This is a genomic window from Aeromonas sp. Y311-2, from assembly GCF_027706025.1.
In the GTDB taxonomy this organism is placed as follows: domain Bacteria; phylum Pseudomonadota; class Gammaproteobacteria; order Enterobacterales; family Aeromonadaceae; genus Aeromonas; species Aeromonas veronii.
In genome coordinates, this window is record NZ_JAPDCL010000004.1 from 169,994 (window position 1) to 183,725 (window position 13,732).

General features: G+C 58.8%; 12 protein-coding genes. 4 read left to right on the plus strand and 8 right to left on the minus strand.

All coding sequences use genetic code 11. The annotated features are described in order from the left end of the window. Positions 1–10 precede the first annotated feature (10 nt). Positions 11–259, minus strand: coding sequence for a YciN family protein (locus tag OKC42_RS05980; protein ID WP_005338382.1), 249 nt, complete (start codon positions 257–259; stop codon positions 11–13). A 123-nt stretch (positions 260–382) separates the two neighbouring features. After that, positions 383–1,762 (minus strand): MATE family efflux transporter, encoded by a 1,380-nt coding sequence (locus tag OKC42_RS05985; protein ID WP_270819222.1) that lies wholly within the window; start codon positions 1,760–1,762, stop codon positions 383–385. Between the two features lie 120 nt (positions 1,763–1,882). Here OKC42_RS05985 and OKC42_RS05990 point away from each other — a divergent pair, with 120 nt between their 5' ends. Continuing rightward, positions 1,883–2,740, plus strand: coding sequence for a helix-turn-helix transcriptional regulator (locus tag OKC42_RS05990; RefSeq protein ID WP_270819223.1), 858 nt, complete (start codon positions 1,883–1,885; stop codon positions 2,738–2,740). A gap of 69 nt (positions 2,741–2,809) precedes the next feature. After that, entirely contained in the window at positions 2,810–4,504 is a 1,695-nt protein-coding gene (locus OKC42_RS05995) for an NAD-dependent malic enzyme (protein ID WP_216951826.1), read from the plus strand. Positions 4,505–4,596: 92 nt separating this feature from the next. On the opposite strand, the gene OKC42_RS06000 is transcribed toward OKC42_RS05995, so the two are convergent. From OKC42_RS06000 to OKC42_RS06015, 4 genes are all read right to left on the minus strand, one after another. Beyond that, entirely contained in the window at positions 4,597–5,634 is a 1,038-nt protein-coding gene (locus tag OKC42_RS06000; RefSeq protein ID WP_270819225.1) for an OmpA family protein, read from the minus strand. A 231-nt stretch (positions 5,635–5,865) separates the two neighbouring features. Further along, entirely contained in the window at positions 5,866–6,864 is a 999-nt protein-coding gene (ompA, locus tag OKC42_RS06005) for a porin OmpA (protein ID WP_270819226.1), read from the minus strand. Between the two features lie 308 nt (positions 6,865–7,172). Continuing rightward, the gene (locus tag OKC42_RS06010) at positions 7,173–8,195 is read right to left on the minus strand and encodes a porin OmpA (protein ID WP_041202285.1); all 1,023 of its coding nucleotides are present in this window, start codon (positions 8,193–8,195) and stop codon (positions 7,173–7,175) included. A gap of 308 nt (positions 8,196–8,503) precedes the next feature. Next, positions 8,504–9,100 (minus strand): hypothetical protein, encoded by a 597-nt coding sequence (locus OKC42_RS06015; protein WP_270819227.1) that lies wholly within the window; start codon positions 9,098–9,100, stop codon positions 8,504–8,506. Between the two features lie 258 nt (positions 9,101–9,358). Here OKC42_RS06015 and OKC42_RS06020 point away from each other — a divergent pair, with 258 nt between their 5' ends. Beyond that, a complete protein-coding gene (locus OKC42_RS06020) occupies positions 9,359–9,625 on the plus strand; it encodes a helix-turn-helix domain-containing protein (RefSeq protein ID WP_005338367.1) in 267 nt (88 codons plus the stop codon). A 198-nt stretch (positions 9,626–9,823) separates the two neighbouring features. Then, positions 9,824–11,164 carry an APC family permease gene (locus OKC42_RS06025; protein WP_005338365.1) on the plus strand — a complete coding sequence of 447 codons (1,341 nt, stop codon included), beginning with the start codon at positions 9,824–9,826 and terminating at the stop codon, positions 11,162–11,164. A 69-nt stretch (positions 11,165–11,233) separates the two neighbouring features. Here the strand turns inward: OKC42_RS06025 and OKC42_RS06030 are convergent, their stop codons facing one another. Both OKC42_RS06030 and OKC42_RS06035 read right to left on the minus strand, forming a co-directional pair. After that, positions 11,234–12,109 carry a patatin-like phospholipase family protein gene (locus OKC42_RS06030; RefSeq protein WP_005338362.1) on the minus strand — a complete coding sequence of 292 codons (876 nt, stop codon included), beginning with the start codon at positions 12,107–12,109 and terminating at the stop codon, positions 11,234–11,236. A gap of 46 nt (positions 12,110–12,155) precedes the next feature. Beyond that, positions 12,156–13,694, minus strand: coding sequence for a sensor domain-containing diguanylate cyclase (locus OKC42_RS06035; RefSeq protein WP_270819228.1), 1,539 nt, complete (start codon positions 13,692–13,694; stop codon positions 12,156–12,158). Positions 13,695–13,732: the final 38 nt, after the last annotated feature.

Consider the following 13,732-nt stretch of genomic DNA (forward strand, 5'->3'; position numbering starts at 1 on the left):
GCTGGTGCGATCAGGCCAGCTTGTACTTGCCGGAGAGCTGCTGGGCCAGCAGCTTGAACATGTTGAAGACCGCCATGGTCTTGCCGGTCGGGGTGCCATCTTCGGCCAGGAAATACTCCCCCTTGAACACCAGAATATCCCCCTTCTGCTCCACCGAATCGGCGCGCATACCGTGGATGAAGTCTTCATGCTCTTTGATGATCTTGTTGGCCATCTCAAGCAGGGCCGTCTCGGTGATCAGCTCTTTCTGTGGTTGCATGCTCGTCTCCTTAAACGACTACTGGACAGGGAAACCGTGGATCCCTGTCTCTGATTGAAGAGGCGCCCAGCATACTGCAAACAGGGTTTTTCTGTCATTGATATGACCCCGATTTGTGGCTGTTTATCCGATCACCAGATTCTTCAACCAGCAGCGTTGGCGAATACGGCGCTGCACCAGCAACACCTTGCTGAGCTCCTCCAGCAGCACCACCGCCACCACCCAGGAGAGGGGCCAGCCGAGCAGCGTGACCGCCACCCAGGCGAGCGGGATGCCGATGCACCACATGCCGACGATGTCGATGAAGATGCTGTAGTTCACATCACCGCCAGAGCGCAGCACCCCGATGATCCCCACCATGTTGAACACCTTGAGCAGCATCCCGAGGCACATGATGCCGAGCACCTGTCCCGCCTCCGTCATCAGCTCGGGGGGCAGGTTGCCGACCCACTGCAGCAGGTTGGCTTGCAGCAGCCAGACGATGATCCCCACCAGCAGCGCGCCAATCGGTGCCAGCAGCAGGAACAGCTGGGAGTGCTGCCAGGCGACCTCGTACTCCTCGGCCCCGAGCCGGTGGCCGAGCAGGGTGGAGCAGGCTACCGCCAGTCCGAAGAAGAGGGAGATAAGGATGCTCTCCAGGGTGCCGAGGGTGGTCATGATGGCCAGCGAATCGGTGCCAAGATGGGCATAGAGAAAGCCGTAAATCAGCATGCCGAAGGCCCAGAGACCGTCATGAAACAGCAGCGGCAGGGCGATCAGGGTAAAGCGCACCACCTCCTTGCGCTTGAAGGCGGCCAGCCAGTCTGGTGCGCGCGGGATCAGGCGCGCCTCATAACGCTTTACGTAGAGCAGCAGCAGGGCTGTCTGCAGCAGCCGTGAAATGGTGGTGCCCCAGGCCGAACCGGCGACCCCCATCGCCTCGAAGCCGAAGTGACCGAAGATGAGGGCGTAGTTGAGGATGACGTTGGCGATGATGGCGATAATGCCGATGCGGGTCGGCGCGGCGGCATTGCCGACCGAGCGCAGGGCTGATTCCAGCGGCACTACGATGGCGGTACAGAGGATGGTGGCGCCGGTGATCATCAAGAATTGATCCGACAGTGCCCGCAGTGCCGGCTCCTGACTGGCAAAACCCAGCACGCTGCCCGGTGATAACACATAGATGAAGGCAAAGGGCAGGGTGACCAGCAGGGCGCCCACTATGGCCAGCGCCAGGGAGCGGCGTACCCCGGCCATCTCCCCGCGCCCGAAGTATTGTGCTGCCAATACCGAGACCCCGCCCGCGAGGCCCGCTATCACCAGCAGATTGAAAAAGAAGACCCGGTTACCCAAGCCGACCGCCGCCACAGCCGTGGTGCCAAGCTGGCTCACCATCATGATATCGATGAGGCCGAGCAGGGAGAACATCATGGATTGCAGCGAGACAGGCAGGGCCAGCCGCCACAATCGGGTCATGAACTCGCGATCGGTGGTTTGTTTTAAAATCGCTTGCCAATAATGCATAGTTGTTAACCGGGTATGAGAAAAGCAAGGTTTGTCAGGGGTATGATAGGGGCTGACGAGGCTCTTCTCACTGTGAGTAGCTCTCGATTTTCTTGTGTAAAACTATCCTGTTGAGGTGTTATGCCATTTGCCAGCGAGTGTCTGGAGATAGCGCCAGCCTGTGAAGAGCAGATGCTGGGACGTGAAGGGCTGCCCCTGCTCGGCGAGGCGGGGATCTTCCTGACCGGCCTCTCCCGGGTGCGGGGTCACTACCTGATCCGTCGCAATCGCCCCGAGTTTCATATTCTGATGGTGAGTCACGATGAGGGTGGCGCGCTGCTCACCGACGAGGGGGAGCAAGCCATTCCGGCCGGGTCGCTGATTTTCCTGCCCGCCGCCGTGCCTGGCGGTCTCAAGCTGATTGGCGAAAGCTGGCAGATCAGCTGGATTTTGCTCGATGACGTGCCGCGCTGGCAGCACCTGCACCGCCTTGGTCACCGTATCTGGCAAGGGGATGGCGGCGATCAGCTCTATCATCTGCTCAGCCTGATGCAGGGGGAGGGGGTTCGCTCTTCGCTGCAACCCCAACTGCTTAGCCTGTTGCTGGCGCTGCTGGAGCGTACCCTGCAAGGGGAGGTGCGCGGCACCCCTGAACTCAGATTGCAGGCGCTGTTTCGCCGGGTGGAGGCGCGCCTGGACGAACCCTGGAGTGTCGCCCTGCTGGCCGAACAGATGGCTTGCTCCGTGCCTCATCTGCATCGCCTCTGTCAGCAAGCGTTCGGTATGGGGCCGATGGCGAGGGTGACCGAGCTCAGAATGAACAAGGCGCGCCAGCTGCTGCTCTATACCAACTGGCCACTTGGCGAGCTGGCGGCTCGGGTCGGTTACAGCGATGGGGCCAACTTTGCCAACCGCTTTCGTCGTCTGACTGGTCAGACCCCCGGCGCCTTTCGTCGACTGGGTCGCAAACCTTTTGCAACGGATGTGCAAACTCTTTGAAATTAATGAGACAAGCCCCTAGGATCGGCGGGTCCCTGCGTCTAGCTAACCGTTTAGGTACCAAGATCCATGTTTGAAGATAATAACCAGAAACGTCCTCTCTACATTCCCTACGCCGGTCCCGCCCTGCTGGAGACCCCTTTGCTCAACAAGGGCAGCGCCTTCACCAGCGAAGAGCGCAGCAACTTCAACCTCGAAGGTCTGTTGCCCCAGAATATCGAGACCATCGAAGAGCAGGCCGAGCGCGCCTATCGCCAGTTCATGGCGTTTGGCAACGACATGGACAAGCACATCTATCTGCGCAACATCCAGGATACCAACGAGACGCTTTTCTACCGTCTGCTGCACAACCACCTGACCGAGATGTTGCCCATCATCTACACCCCGACGGTGGGCAAGGCGTGCGAGGAGTTTTCCAACATCTATCGCCGCGCCCGTGGCCTGTTTATCTCCTATCCGGACAAGGACAGGATCGATGACATGCTGCAAAACGCCACCAAGCAGAACGTCAAGGTGATCGTGGTGACCGATGGCGAGCGGATCCTGGGTCTGGGTGATCAGGGGATCGGCGGCATGGGCATTCCCATCGGCAAGCTGTCGCTTTACACCGCCTGTGGCGGCATCTCGCCTGCCTACTGCCTGCCGGTGGTGCTGGATGTGGGCACCAACAACCAGCAACTGCTCAATGACCCCTTCTATATGGGGTGGCGCAATCCGCGTATCTCGGGGGATGAGTACGCCGAGTTTGTCGATGCCTTCATTCAGGCGGTCAAGCGCCGCTGGCCCGATATTCTGCTGCAGTTCGAGGATTTCGCCCAGAACAACGCCATGCCGCTGCTCAACCGCTACAAGAACGAGCTCTGCTGCTTCAACGACGATATTCAGGGTACCGCGGCTGTGACGCTGGGCAGCCTGATCGCCGCCTGCAAGGCCTCCGGTGCCAAGCTCTCCGAGAAGCGGGTTGCCTTCCTCGGTGCGGGCAGCGCTGGTTGCGGCATCGCCGAGCAGATCGTGGCGCAGATGAAGGCCGAAGGGCTGACCGATGCGCAGGCCCGCAGCCGGGTCTTTATGGTGGACCGCTTTGGTCTTATCACCGACAAGATCCCCAACCAGCTCGACTTCCAGCGCCGTCTCTCCCAGCCGGTGGAGCGGATCAAAGACTGGCCGGTGGGGGACAACATATCCCTGCTGGAGGTGATGGAACACGGTCGCCCGGACATCCTGATCGGGGTATCCGGTCAGCCGGGGCTGTTTACCGAAGAGGTGGTCAAGACCATGCACAAGCACTGTGCCCGTCCCATCATCTTCCCGCTCTCCAACCCCACCTCCCGGGTCGAGGCGACGCCGGCAGACCTCATCCGCTGGACCGACGGTCAGGCGCTGGTGGCAACCGGCAGTCCGTTTGCACCGGTGGAGTACAAGGGCAAGCGCTACGTCATCGCCCAGTGTAACAACTCCTTCATCTTCCCGGGGATCGGCCTTGGCGTCATCGCCTCCGGCGCCACCCGGGTGACTGACGCCATGTTGATGTCGGCCAGCCGCGCGCTGGCGGAGTGCTCGCCGCTGGTGAAAGGGGAGGAGGGCTCCCTGCTGCCGGACCTGGCGGATATCCATCAGGTCTCCCGCTACATCGCCAAGATGGTGGCCAAGACCGCCATGCTGCAGGGCAAGGCGGTGCAGACCCCGGACGAGGTGATCGATCAGGCCATCGAAGCCAACTTCTGGCATCCGGAGTATCGCCGCTACCGCCGCACCTCCTTCTGATTGGGGAGAAGGGAATGCCACGGCAAAGCAAAAGGGATGCGAAAGCATCCCTTTTTACTGCACGTCTGACATGGTTATCGCCTCAAGATTAACTACTCGCTGGCGCCCTGTACGCCGGTGACGCGCACCTCGACCCGGCGATCCGGCCCAAGGCAGTCTATGAGGGCGGCTCTGGCCTTGATGTCGTCACACTGGTTGCCGGTGACCGGATTGCTCTCGCCATTGCCCTGAATGCTTACCTTGTCGGCAGGCAGCCCTTTGTTGATCAGAAAGTCGGCAACGGTTTGGGCCCGAGCTTCTGACAACCTCTGATTGCTGGCATCCGAGCCGATACGGTCGGTATATCCCATCACCACCGCACTGCCATCCTTGGGTTGTACATCGACGATCTGCTGGTAGAGAGCGTCCAGCGCGCTCATCCCCTCCGGTTTTAAGTCCGCTTTGCCAAAGGCGAACAACACATCGGAACTGAGGTTGAAGGTCTGATCTACCACCTCCGGTTCGGCCGGTGGCGGGGGGACCACGACCGGGGCGGGCGTGGGGGCTGCTTCTTTGGGTTGGCTGCGGTTCGGGTGTATCACCAGTTCCAGCGTGGCGGTGCTGATGTCGCTGACCCAGCGCTGGGTACCGCTGTTGGCTTTGCCGTTATCCGGATCATCGCCAACGCGCACTATGTAACGGTAGCGTGCCTGCAGATCGACCCAGTCATGGAGCCGGGCCGTCACTCCCAGGCCTGCCAGCGGCGCCAGGTTGTCGTCCCCGCCATTGACCGATTCGACGTGATAGATATAGCCACCGCCTTCGGCAAAGATCGAAAACATCTCGCTGAGCGGCAGGCGGCCAATGACTGACAGCGTGGCTCCCTTGCTGTTGAAGTCATGGTCGCTGATATCCCAGTCACCGGTGGAGAGATAGCCAATCTCTGCCCCCAGATTTTCCGTGAAGTTGTAGCCGCCAAACAGGGAGAGCGCAGTCGCATCCTTGCCGACATCCTGACTGAAATCATTCAGATTGTGGGCAATGGCCCAGCCACCGCCAATCCCGGCATACCAGTCGTGAACCGGTTCCGCTTGTGCGCCTGTGCTCGCCAATGCCAGTGCAATCCACACAGGTTTTACTCTTATGTTCATCGCGTATCCTCGTCGATGTTTGGTGTAGTGGGGTTGCCTGCTGGTCAAACCCCACACTTATGTATAGGTGACGGGCTGTTTTTAACCACCAAAGAGGTATGGGGGGCGACACGCCGTGAACTAGGGCGCGAGACGGGAAGAGGAAGGGGGCAAAAGAGGGTACAAGGTGGGTGAAATAAGCGGCAAGAAAAAGGAGGCCAGGTGGCCTCCTTGTTATGTCGGACTGCAGGATTATTGTTGTACTTGCTGCACGCCGGTGACGCGTACTTCTACACGGCGATCCGGCGCCAGGCAGGAGATCAGCTGAGCCTTGCCCTTGACGCTGTTGCACTGGGTGCCGGTGACCGGATTGGCTTCACCGCGACCTTCGATGGCAACTTTGCCAGCCGGCAGACCTTTGCCAACCAGGAAGTCGGCTACGGTACGGGCACGCGCTTCGGAGAGTTTCAGGTTGTAGGCATCAGAACCGATACGGTCGGTGTAACCGACGACCACGGCGCTGCCATCTTTCGGCTGAACATCAACGATCTGCTGATACAGGGTGTTCAGCGCTGCGACACCTTCTGGCTTGAGGGTGGATTTGCCAAAGGCAAACAGCACGTCAGAGCTCAGGGCGAAGTTCTTGTCGACCAGTACCGGCTCGGGAACCGGCTCAGGCGCAGGGGCGGCAACCGGGGCAACATAAGAGGTGCGGTTCGGGTGCATCACCAGCTCCAGGGTCGCGACGCTCATGTCGCTCTCCCAGGTTTTCTGCTCGTCACCCAGATTCCACAGATAGCGGTAGCGTGCCTGCACATCGATAAGGTCGGAGAGCTTGGCAGTCAGACCCAGACCCGCCAGCGGTGCAGTGCCGTTGTCGCTGTTGCCATTGCCGTTGACGTGATTGAAGTAGGCACCACCTTCAGCAAACACCGAGAAGATGTCGCCCAGCGGCAGGCGGGCGATACCGGAGAGGGTTGCACCCTGGGTTTTGAAATCTGCACCGTCAACGCCCGCTTTACCGGCGTAGAGGTAGCCCAGTTCAGCTGCGTAGTAGTCGTTGAAGTTGTAACCGCCGAACAGGCTCAGCGCAGTGGCATCTTTGTCAGTGTCTTTGCCAAAATCATCCAGACGGTGGGCATAAGCCCAACCTGCACCAACACCGGTGTACCAGTCATCGGCAGCCTGAGCTGTGGTGCCTGCGGCGGCGAGCGCCAGTGCAATCAGGGTAGGAGCCATTTTGAGTTTCATCGGTTTATCCTCGTTGTGTTAGCCCATGTCGGGCAATGCACTTGTTTTTATTGCTGCGAAAAATCGCCAGCAAAGTGGATAGCGAAGGCTTTGGACTCTCATGATGCATTGGCGTCATGGACAACAGACCGGACAAGAAGCGCTTTTTAGTGCTTATCCAATACCTTACAGGCGCAACTACTTTATGCTTTCGAGACGGGGCAGGCAAGGGCAGGGAGGCGGGAGTGAGGGATGCAAGCGAGAACGAGACAAACAGAAAGGGATGCCGCAGCATCCCTTTTTTTTCGCACTATCTGAACGAGGTCAGATTATTGCTGAACTTCTTGTACGCCAGATACGCGAACTTCTACGCGACGATCCGGAGCCAGGCAGGAGATCAGTTGAGCTTTAGCAGTTACGCCGTTGCACTTGGTGCCGGTAACCGGGTTGGCTTCGCCACGACCTTCGATGGCAACTTTGCTGGCAGCCATACCTTTGCTCACCAGGAAGTTGGCAACGGTACGGGCGCGGGCCTCAGACAGCTTCTGGTTGTAAGCGTCGGAACCGATACGGTCGGTGTAACCAACAACAACAGCGTTGCCATCTTTCGGCTGGAATTCAACGATTTGCTGATACAGACCGTTCAGGGCTGCAACGCCTTCCGGCTTCAGGGTGTCTTTGCCGAAGGCAAACAGCACGTCTGAGTTCAGGGCGAAGTTCTTCTCTACCACTTGCGGAGCAGGAGCCGGAGCTTCTTCAACAACCGGAGCAGCTACCGGAGCTACGTAGGAAGTACGGAACGGGTGGTATACCGCTTCCAGAGTAGCAACGCTCTGGTTGGACTTGTAATGGGTGCCGTCAACGTTCAGGTCAGCCACGTCCCACATGTAGCGGTAGCGAGCTTGCAGATCCAGCGCGTCACTTACTTTGTAAGTCACACCAGCACCGGCCAGCGGGGAAACTTTAGTGTCGCTGATGCCCAGACCGTCGGTGTGAGCCCAGTAGGCGCCGCCTTCAGCGAACAGGGAGAAGTCGTTGCCAACCGGCATACGAGCGATACCGGACAGGGTGGCACCCTGGTTTTCGTAACGCAGACCTTCGGTGTTGCCACGACCGGCATACTGGTAACCGAATTCGGTACCGAAGTTTTCGGTGAAGTTGTAACCAACGAAGGCGTTGGCTGCAGCTGCATCTTCAGTACCAGCGTAACCGCCGCCATCGATCTTGTTCAGACCATTGAAGTGAGCAGCACCGACACCTGCACCGAAGTAGATGTCGTCAGCGGCGTGAGCAGCGGTAGCACCCAGAGCAGCCATGGCGATGGCGATCATGGAAGGAGCCATTTTCATCATAAAAAAATCCTCGTTGAGATCGCACGTTATTCACGTGCTTCACACTTTGTAATTTATGTAAGCTGCAGGCTCCGCCGTACGGCTGGCGTCGAGTCTGGCAGATGACCCGGTATAACCGGGTTGCACACTCTCCTGGTGTGTCGAGTGCGCTGGCATGGCACGCAATGCGTGAGAAACCACTGCCAGGCAACTGATGTCATTCCGATGACGAGGCGCACTCTATGCCGATTTTAAAACATGATCAAGCTCACAAATGAGCCTTGTGGCAAATTGTGTCGTGCCCTTAACTGGCTGTTTATTTTGATTAATTAGTGATCCAGATAGGCCCTGTGAAGTTTCTTCTCCAGCTTCATATAGGCCTGAACCCAGTCGCTATGCGGGCTGGCAGGATTCGCTCTGGCGGCAAAGACCGCAAGGTAATCAGCCTGGGTTGCGCTCTGCAGCAGGGGGGTAAATGTCATCAAGAAATGTCGGGCCAGATAGGGGTCAAGGGGCCAGATGTTGAGGATGGCGCGAGCCACAGGCTGAACCGCAGCTGAACAGATGAAGTGGCGGTGTCCCGCCTCCAGCCAGTCGGCCATCTCGCACATGCCCGATTCGGGCACCAGACCACCATCACCCGGGGTGGTTGCCAGAGCAATCGCCTGACCATTTACCGTGATGAGCTGCTCATTGTTATGCAGGGTGCCGTCGTGTCTGCGCAGGGCCAGGTCCGGGCATGCCTGTTCAAGAAACAGGCTGCAGCTCTCCGGCAGGGCGGCCAGCAGCTCGCTGGCGTGGCTGGACATCAAGGCCGGAAGCCAGAATGCTTCGGCGCGATATTGTTCACCTTGCAGGCGCTGTTGTGCCAGTTCTTCTGTGCTGGATACGGGGTGCAGGCGAGAGATAATGCCGGGAAACGCCATACTTATTCCTCTTAATGGGTATCCGGCGGATTATACGAGTTATTGGGGGGGCCACAATAAAGGTTTCTTTTCGAGACTGTTTACCTGAGGCGGCTGAGCGATTACCATCCCCCCTTGAAGGCAAGGGTTGTCGCCGAAAGGCGCTCATAAGATAGAGGCTCGACCATAACGAGTCCGAACAAAACTGATACACTTGACTACGAGTCGTCGCGAAAAATAAAAGGCGGAGTAAATCCGCCAAACGGAGTATGGAACATTATGAATTCAAATATCGTCACTGTTGGCAAGAAGATCCGTCAGATCCGTGAAGCGGTCGGTTTGAGCCGTCCGAAGTTTGCAGATTTGCTGGGTGTTCCTCCCACCACGCTGAAAAACTACGAGCTGGGTTACCGTGAAGTTGGGGGCGCCTTCCTGGTTGCCCTGGCGCACCACCCGGATTTGCACAAGTTCACCCTCTGGCTGCTGGCAGACAAGAAAGTCGCCGAAATCGGCCAGATTGGCCCGGATGACCTCGCCAAGGCGTGATCATCGATGTGAATAGAAATGCCGCCTTCGGGCGGTATTTTTTTGGGTTGCCGATCGATATTTTGATCTAACACGCTTTGAATTATCCATGCAGGCCAACGAGAATAAGCGGCCCCGAAAAGTGGGCCCCTGGTGGTATCTGGCCACCTGAACACTATTACATTCAGGATGATATGAGCAATCGTATGGAGTATGGGTATGAGCAGTAATGAGTTGGATAAACGCTATGGCCTGATGACTGCCATTGCGATGGTGGTCGGCGTGGTGATCGGCTCCGGTGTCTTCTTCAAGGCCGATGATGTACTGCGTCTGACTGGCGGTAATCTGGCCATTGCGCTGCTGGCATGGGCGCTGGGGGCATTTTCGATGATCTTCGGCGCGCTGGTGTTTGCCGAGTTTGCCCAGCGGATCGAAAAGTCCAACGGTATCGTCGATTATGCCGAAGCGGCATACGGCAAAATGTTTGGTTATCTGGTGGGGTGGTTCAAAGGCGTACTCTATTACGCCCCTCTTTCCGCCATCCTTGCCTGGGTCGCCGCTCTGTACACCATGATCTTGCTCGGCAGTGATAATCCGACCAACTCTGGTGCGACCTGGATACTGGCGGCTGTCTATATGACGGTCACCTATCTGATCAACTTCTATACCCCGGTCCTGGCGGGTAAGCTGCAAGTGGGCTCTACCCTGATCAAGTTGATCCCGCTGATCCTGGTTGCCATTGTGGGCACCATTTCAGGCTTGCTCAATGGTGTCACCGTGACCAACTTTGTGCAGGCAATGGATGGGATAGGAAGCACCGGAGGCACTCTGGCCACGGCCGTGGTTGCCACCGCCTTCGCTTATGAGGGGTGGATCGCCGCCGTGACCATCAACAGCGAAATTCGCGATTCCAAGAAGAATCTGCCGAGAGCGCTGGTGATTGGCACCCTGATAGTCTTTGTGGTCTATGTCACCTATTTTCTGGGGATCGCCAGCGTCTTGCCGACGGACGAGATAGTGGCGCAAGGGGATAACGCGGTAAATCTCGCGACAACCAGCCTGTTTGGCGGGACTGCCTCGACCATTTTGACCGTGTTTGTGATTATCTCCTGCCTCGGCACCCTCAATGGTCTGGTGTTGGCGACCATGCGCATTCCCTACTCGCTGGCGATCCGCAATCAGGGGCCTGCCCCCAAGTGGATGAGCCGTATCGAACCGCATCACCACATGCCAATCAACTCGGCCCTCGCGGCAGCGTTGTTGTCGGTGATCTACTCAGTGTTGTGGTACTGCAGCATCAACGAGACATTCGGTCGTTACATCGCCCTGGACGAGATGCCGATCGTGCTGATTTATGGCCTCTATCTGTTCCTCTATGTCTGGTACATGCGCACCTTTACCGAGTTGGGCTGGATAAAGCGGTTTGTGATCCCGACCTGCGCCACTCTGGGCGCGCTCATCATTCTGTATGGCGGTATCACCAATCCCAGTCTGGGGCTCTATCTGCTGGTCTCTGTGGGGGTGATTCTGCTCGGGTTGCTCTTCTACCGTAAGGAGTAACCGGGTAAGTAAGTTGAAAAAAGCGCCGAATGGCGCTTTTTTCATGTGTAAACCGTAGCATGTCGACAACTAACTGCCCAGCAACCCGAGGCGGCCCAGTTCATCCTTGAGCTGATCGAGATTGCGCTCGACGCAAGCTTCCCCCTCGTTGATGGCATCGCTGGCACGATGAAAATCCATGATGGAGAAGCTGCCAAGGCGCGGGCAGAGCTGGATCTCCGGCGGGTCACCGGCCATCCGGGCGCGGGTGATCCGCTCCTGCATGATGTTGATGGAGCCACTCATCACGCTCCACAGACCCGGGGTGGCTGGCGCGGATTCACCGCGATTGAGCCACTGGCTGAGCAGGCCACCGCTGCCGGGTTGATCCGGCTCGTCGGTCCAGGGTTGGTGCATATCGGTGTTGAGGTTGACCGCAATCACCACCTCGGCCCCCATGGCGCGGGCCAGCGAGATGGGCACCGGATTGACCACGGCACCATCGACCAGCCAGCGGTCGTTGATCCGGGTCGGGGTGAGGATCCCCGGCATGCCGCAGGAGGCGCGCACCGACTGGCGCAGCGGGCCCTGTTGCAGCCAGATTTCGCGGCCGGTATCGAGTTCGGTGGCGATGCAGGCGAAGGGGATGGGCAGATTCTCGAGATCGGGGTCCCCCAGATGGCTGGCGGCAAGGCCAAACACCTTTTCGCCGCGAAACAGACCGCCGGAGAGGGCCGGGTCGAGCAGGCTGACCACCTGCAGGCGGGTAAAGCCGCGCACCCAGGTTTCCAGCCGATCCAGTTCACCGGCGGCATAGGCGGCACCGACAAAGCTGCCGATGGAGCAGCCTGCGATCAAATCCGGTTTGATGCCGAGACGTTCAAGGGCGCGGATGACGCCGATATGGGCCCATCCTCTGGCGGCGCCGCTCCCGAGAGCGAGCCCTACGCGGGGTTTACGTGGCACGACAGTCCTCCAAAAAAGGGGTTGAGGGCTCAGCTTACTCCGAGAGTCAGGAGGCGTCACCCTGCCATCTTTCGCTGCGGTTGCGACCGTTGGCCTTGGCCTGATAGAGCGCCACATCGGCGCGGCGCACCGCTTCGTGCAGGGGAAGGTTCTCCTGGTGGGGCAGATAGCCGAGGCTGATGGTGACCTCCAGCCCGGGCTCGATGGCGGCCCAGTCGTGATCTGCCACCGCCTTTCTCAGCCGCTCCGCCAGTTCGCCGATCTGTGCGGCGTTACTGCGGCCAATTAGCAGCAGAAACTCCTCGCCACCCCAGCGGATCAGGTGATCTGTGGGTCTAAGCTGCTGCTGGCAGATCTGCACCAGCCGGATCAGTACGATATCGCCGACGGCATAGCCGAAGTTGTCATTGACCCGTTTGAAGTGATCCGCATCGAACATCAGGATCCCTGCTTGCAGCCGGGCCAGATCGCCCGCCTGTTCCAGCAGCACCAGATAGTGGCGGTTGAAGGCACCGGTGAGGGCATCGTGGCAGGAGAGGTAATTGAGCCGCTGGTTGAGGCGGTGGGATCTCAGGTTGGAGAGGGCGGCCAGCAGCATAAAGAGAATAGCGAGCAGGGTCGGCGTGGACTGGCAGAGCATGGCCCACACCAGCGGCAGCAGGGTGACGTTGTGCACCAGTCGCAGCGGGGTATCGGGGATTGCCATGGTCAGCTGCAATGCCCCTTGTTGCCACTGGTATTCATCGGTCGGCTCGGGGTCTTGCGGCACCACGGGCTGGTGTGCGCTGCTGGCCAGCACCTGATGGTACTGATTGAGCAGCAGATACTCACCCAGCGCCGGCGTAAGCTGATTGAGCTGCGATTGCAAGCGTGAAAGCAGGATGTCCATGCTGATCATCCCTACCAGCGAGCCGTCCTTGTAGAGAGACTGGGACATGGTGACCATGGTGCCCAGTCCGGCAAAATCTTCGTAAGGGCGGGAGAGAATGGTGTCCCGGCTTGGGTTGGGTGACATCAGCGCATCCTGCCAGTAGTGCTTGTCATAGATGCTGCGGGCAAAACGAAACTGGCTGGAGGGGATCCAGGGATAGAGGTAGATAAAGTTGTCCACGCCGGTGAAGTAGGCCCAGGCGATCTCGCTGCCCAGGCGCTGGCTGGCAGTGGCCAGCAAGGGCGAGAGGCTCAGGGCCAAATGAAGTTGCGCCTCCCGCGCACTGCCGGGGGGCGGCAGCGGGCCGTCACCGGTGAGGTTGCCCGCCAGTCCGGCCGGTAAATCGCCGGGGAGCTTGTCGAGGGCCAGGCCCTCTGGCAGCGCCTCGATATGGCGATAGAGCTGGCGGGTGAGCACCGACTGGGGGTCGCTGCGCAGTCGCTCTTCGGCCTGACCGCGCATCGCCTCCAGAAACACTTCGGTCTGCTTGAACCGATCCCGCAGGTAGATGGCGCTGTTGAGGGTATCGCTCTGGTAGAGGCGTTCTATCTGTTTCAGGCTTTGCCGCAAGGTCAGACCAATCAGCAGGATGACCACGGCAAACAGGAGCCAGGTCAGGCGTGTGAGAAAGCGGTGGTCAGACATTTTGGGCATAGGCAGTCAGTCGGGTTGCGAAGGAAATTGTCGTTAGT

Bases quoted from the DNA above. Each gene is read 5' to 3' on its own strand.
- OKC42_RS05980 (WP_005338382.1), bottom strand. From the start codon at position 259: ATGCAACCACAGAAAGAGCTGATCACCGAGACGGCCCTGCTTGAGATG.
- OKC42_RS05985 (WP_270819222.1), bottom strand. From the start codon at position 1,762: ATGCATTATTGGCAAGCGATTTTAAAACAAACCACCGATCGCGAGTTC.
- OKC42_RS05990 (WP_270819223.1), top strand. From the start codon at position 1,883: ATGCCATTTGCCAGCGAGTGTCTGGAGATAGCGCCAGCCTGTGAAGAG.
- OKC42_RS05995 (WP_216951826.1), top strand. From the start codon at position 2,810: ATGTTTGAAGATAATAACCAGAAACGTCCTCTCTACATTCCCTACGCC.
- OKC42_RS06000 (WP_270819225.1), bottom strand. From the start codon at position 5,634: ATGAACATAAGAGTAAAACCTGTGTGGATTGCACTGGCATTGGCGAGC.
- ompA (WP_270819226.1), bottom strand. From the start codon at position 6,864: ATGAAACTCAAAATGGCTCCTACCCTGATTGCACTGGCGCTCGCCGCC.
- OKC42_RS06010 (WP_041202285.1), bottom strand. From the start codon at position 8,195: ATGATGAAAATGGCTCCTTCCATGATCGCCATCGCCATGGCTGCTCTG.
- OKC42_RS06015 (WP_270819227.1), bottom strand. From the start codon at position 9,100: ATGGCGTTTCCCGGCATTATCTCTCGCCTGCACCCCGTATCCAGCACA.
- OKC42_RS06020 (WP_005338367.1), top strand. From the start codon at position 9,359: ATGAATTCAAATATCGTCACTGTTGGCAAGAAGATCCGTCAGATCCGT.
- OKC42_RS06025 (WP_005338365.1), top strand. From the start codon at position 9,824: ATGAGCAGTAATGAGTTGGATAAACGCTATGGCCTGATGACTGCCATT.
- OKC42_RS06035 (WP_270819228.1), bottom strand. From the start codon at position 13,694: ATGCCCAAAATGTCTGACCACCGCTTTCTCACACGCCTGACCTGGCTC.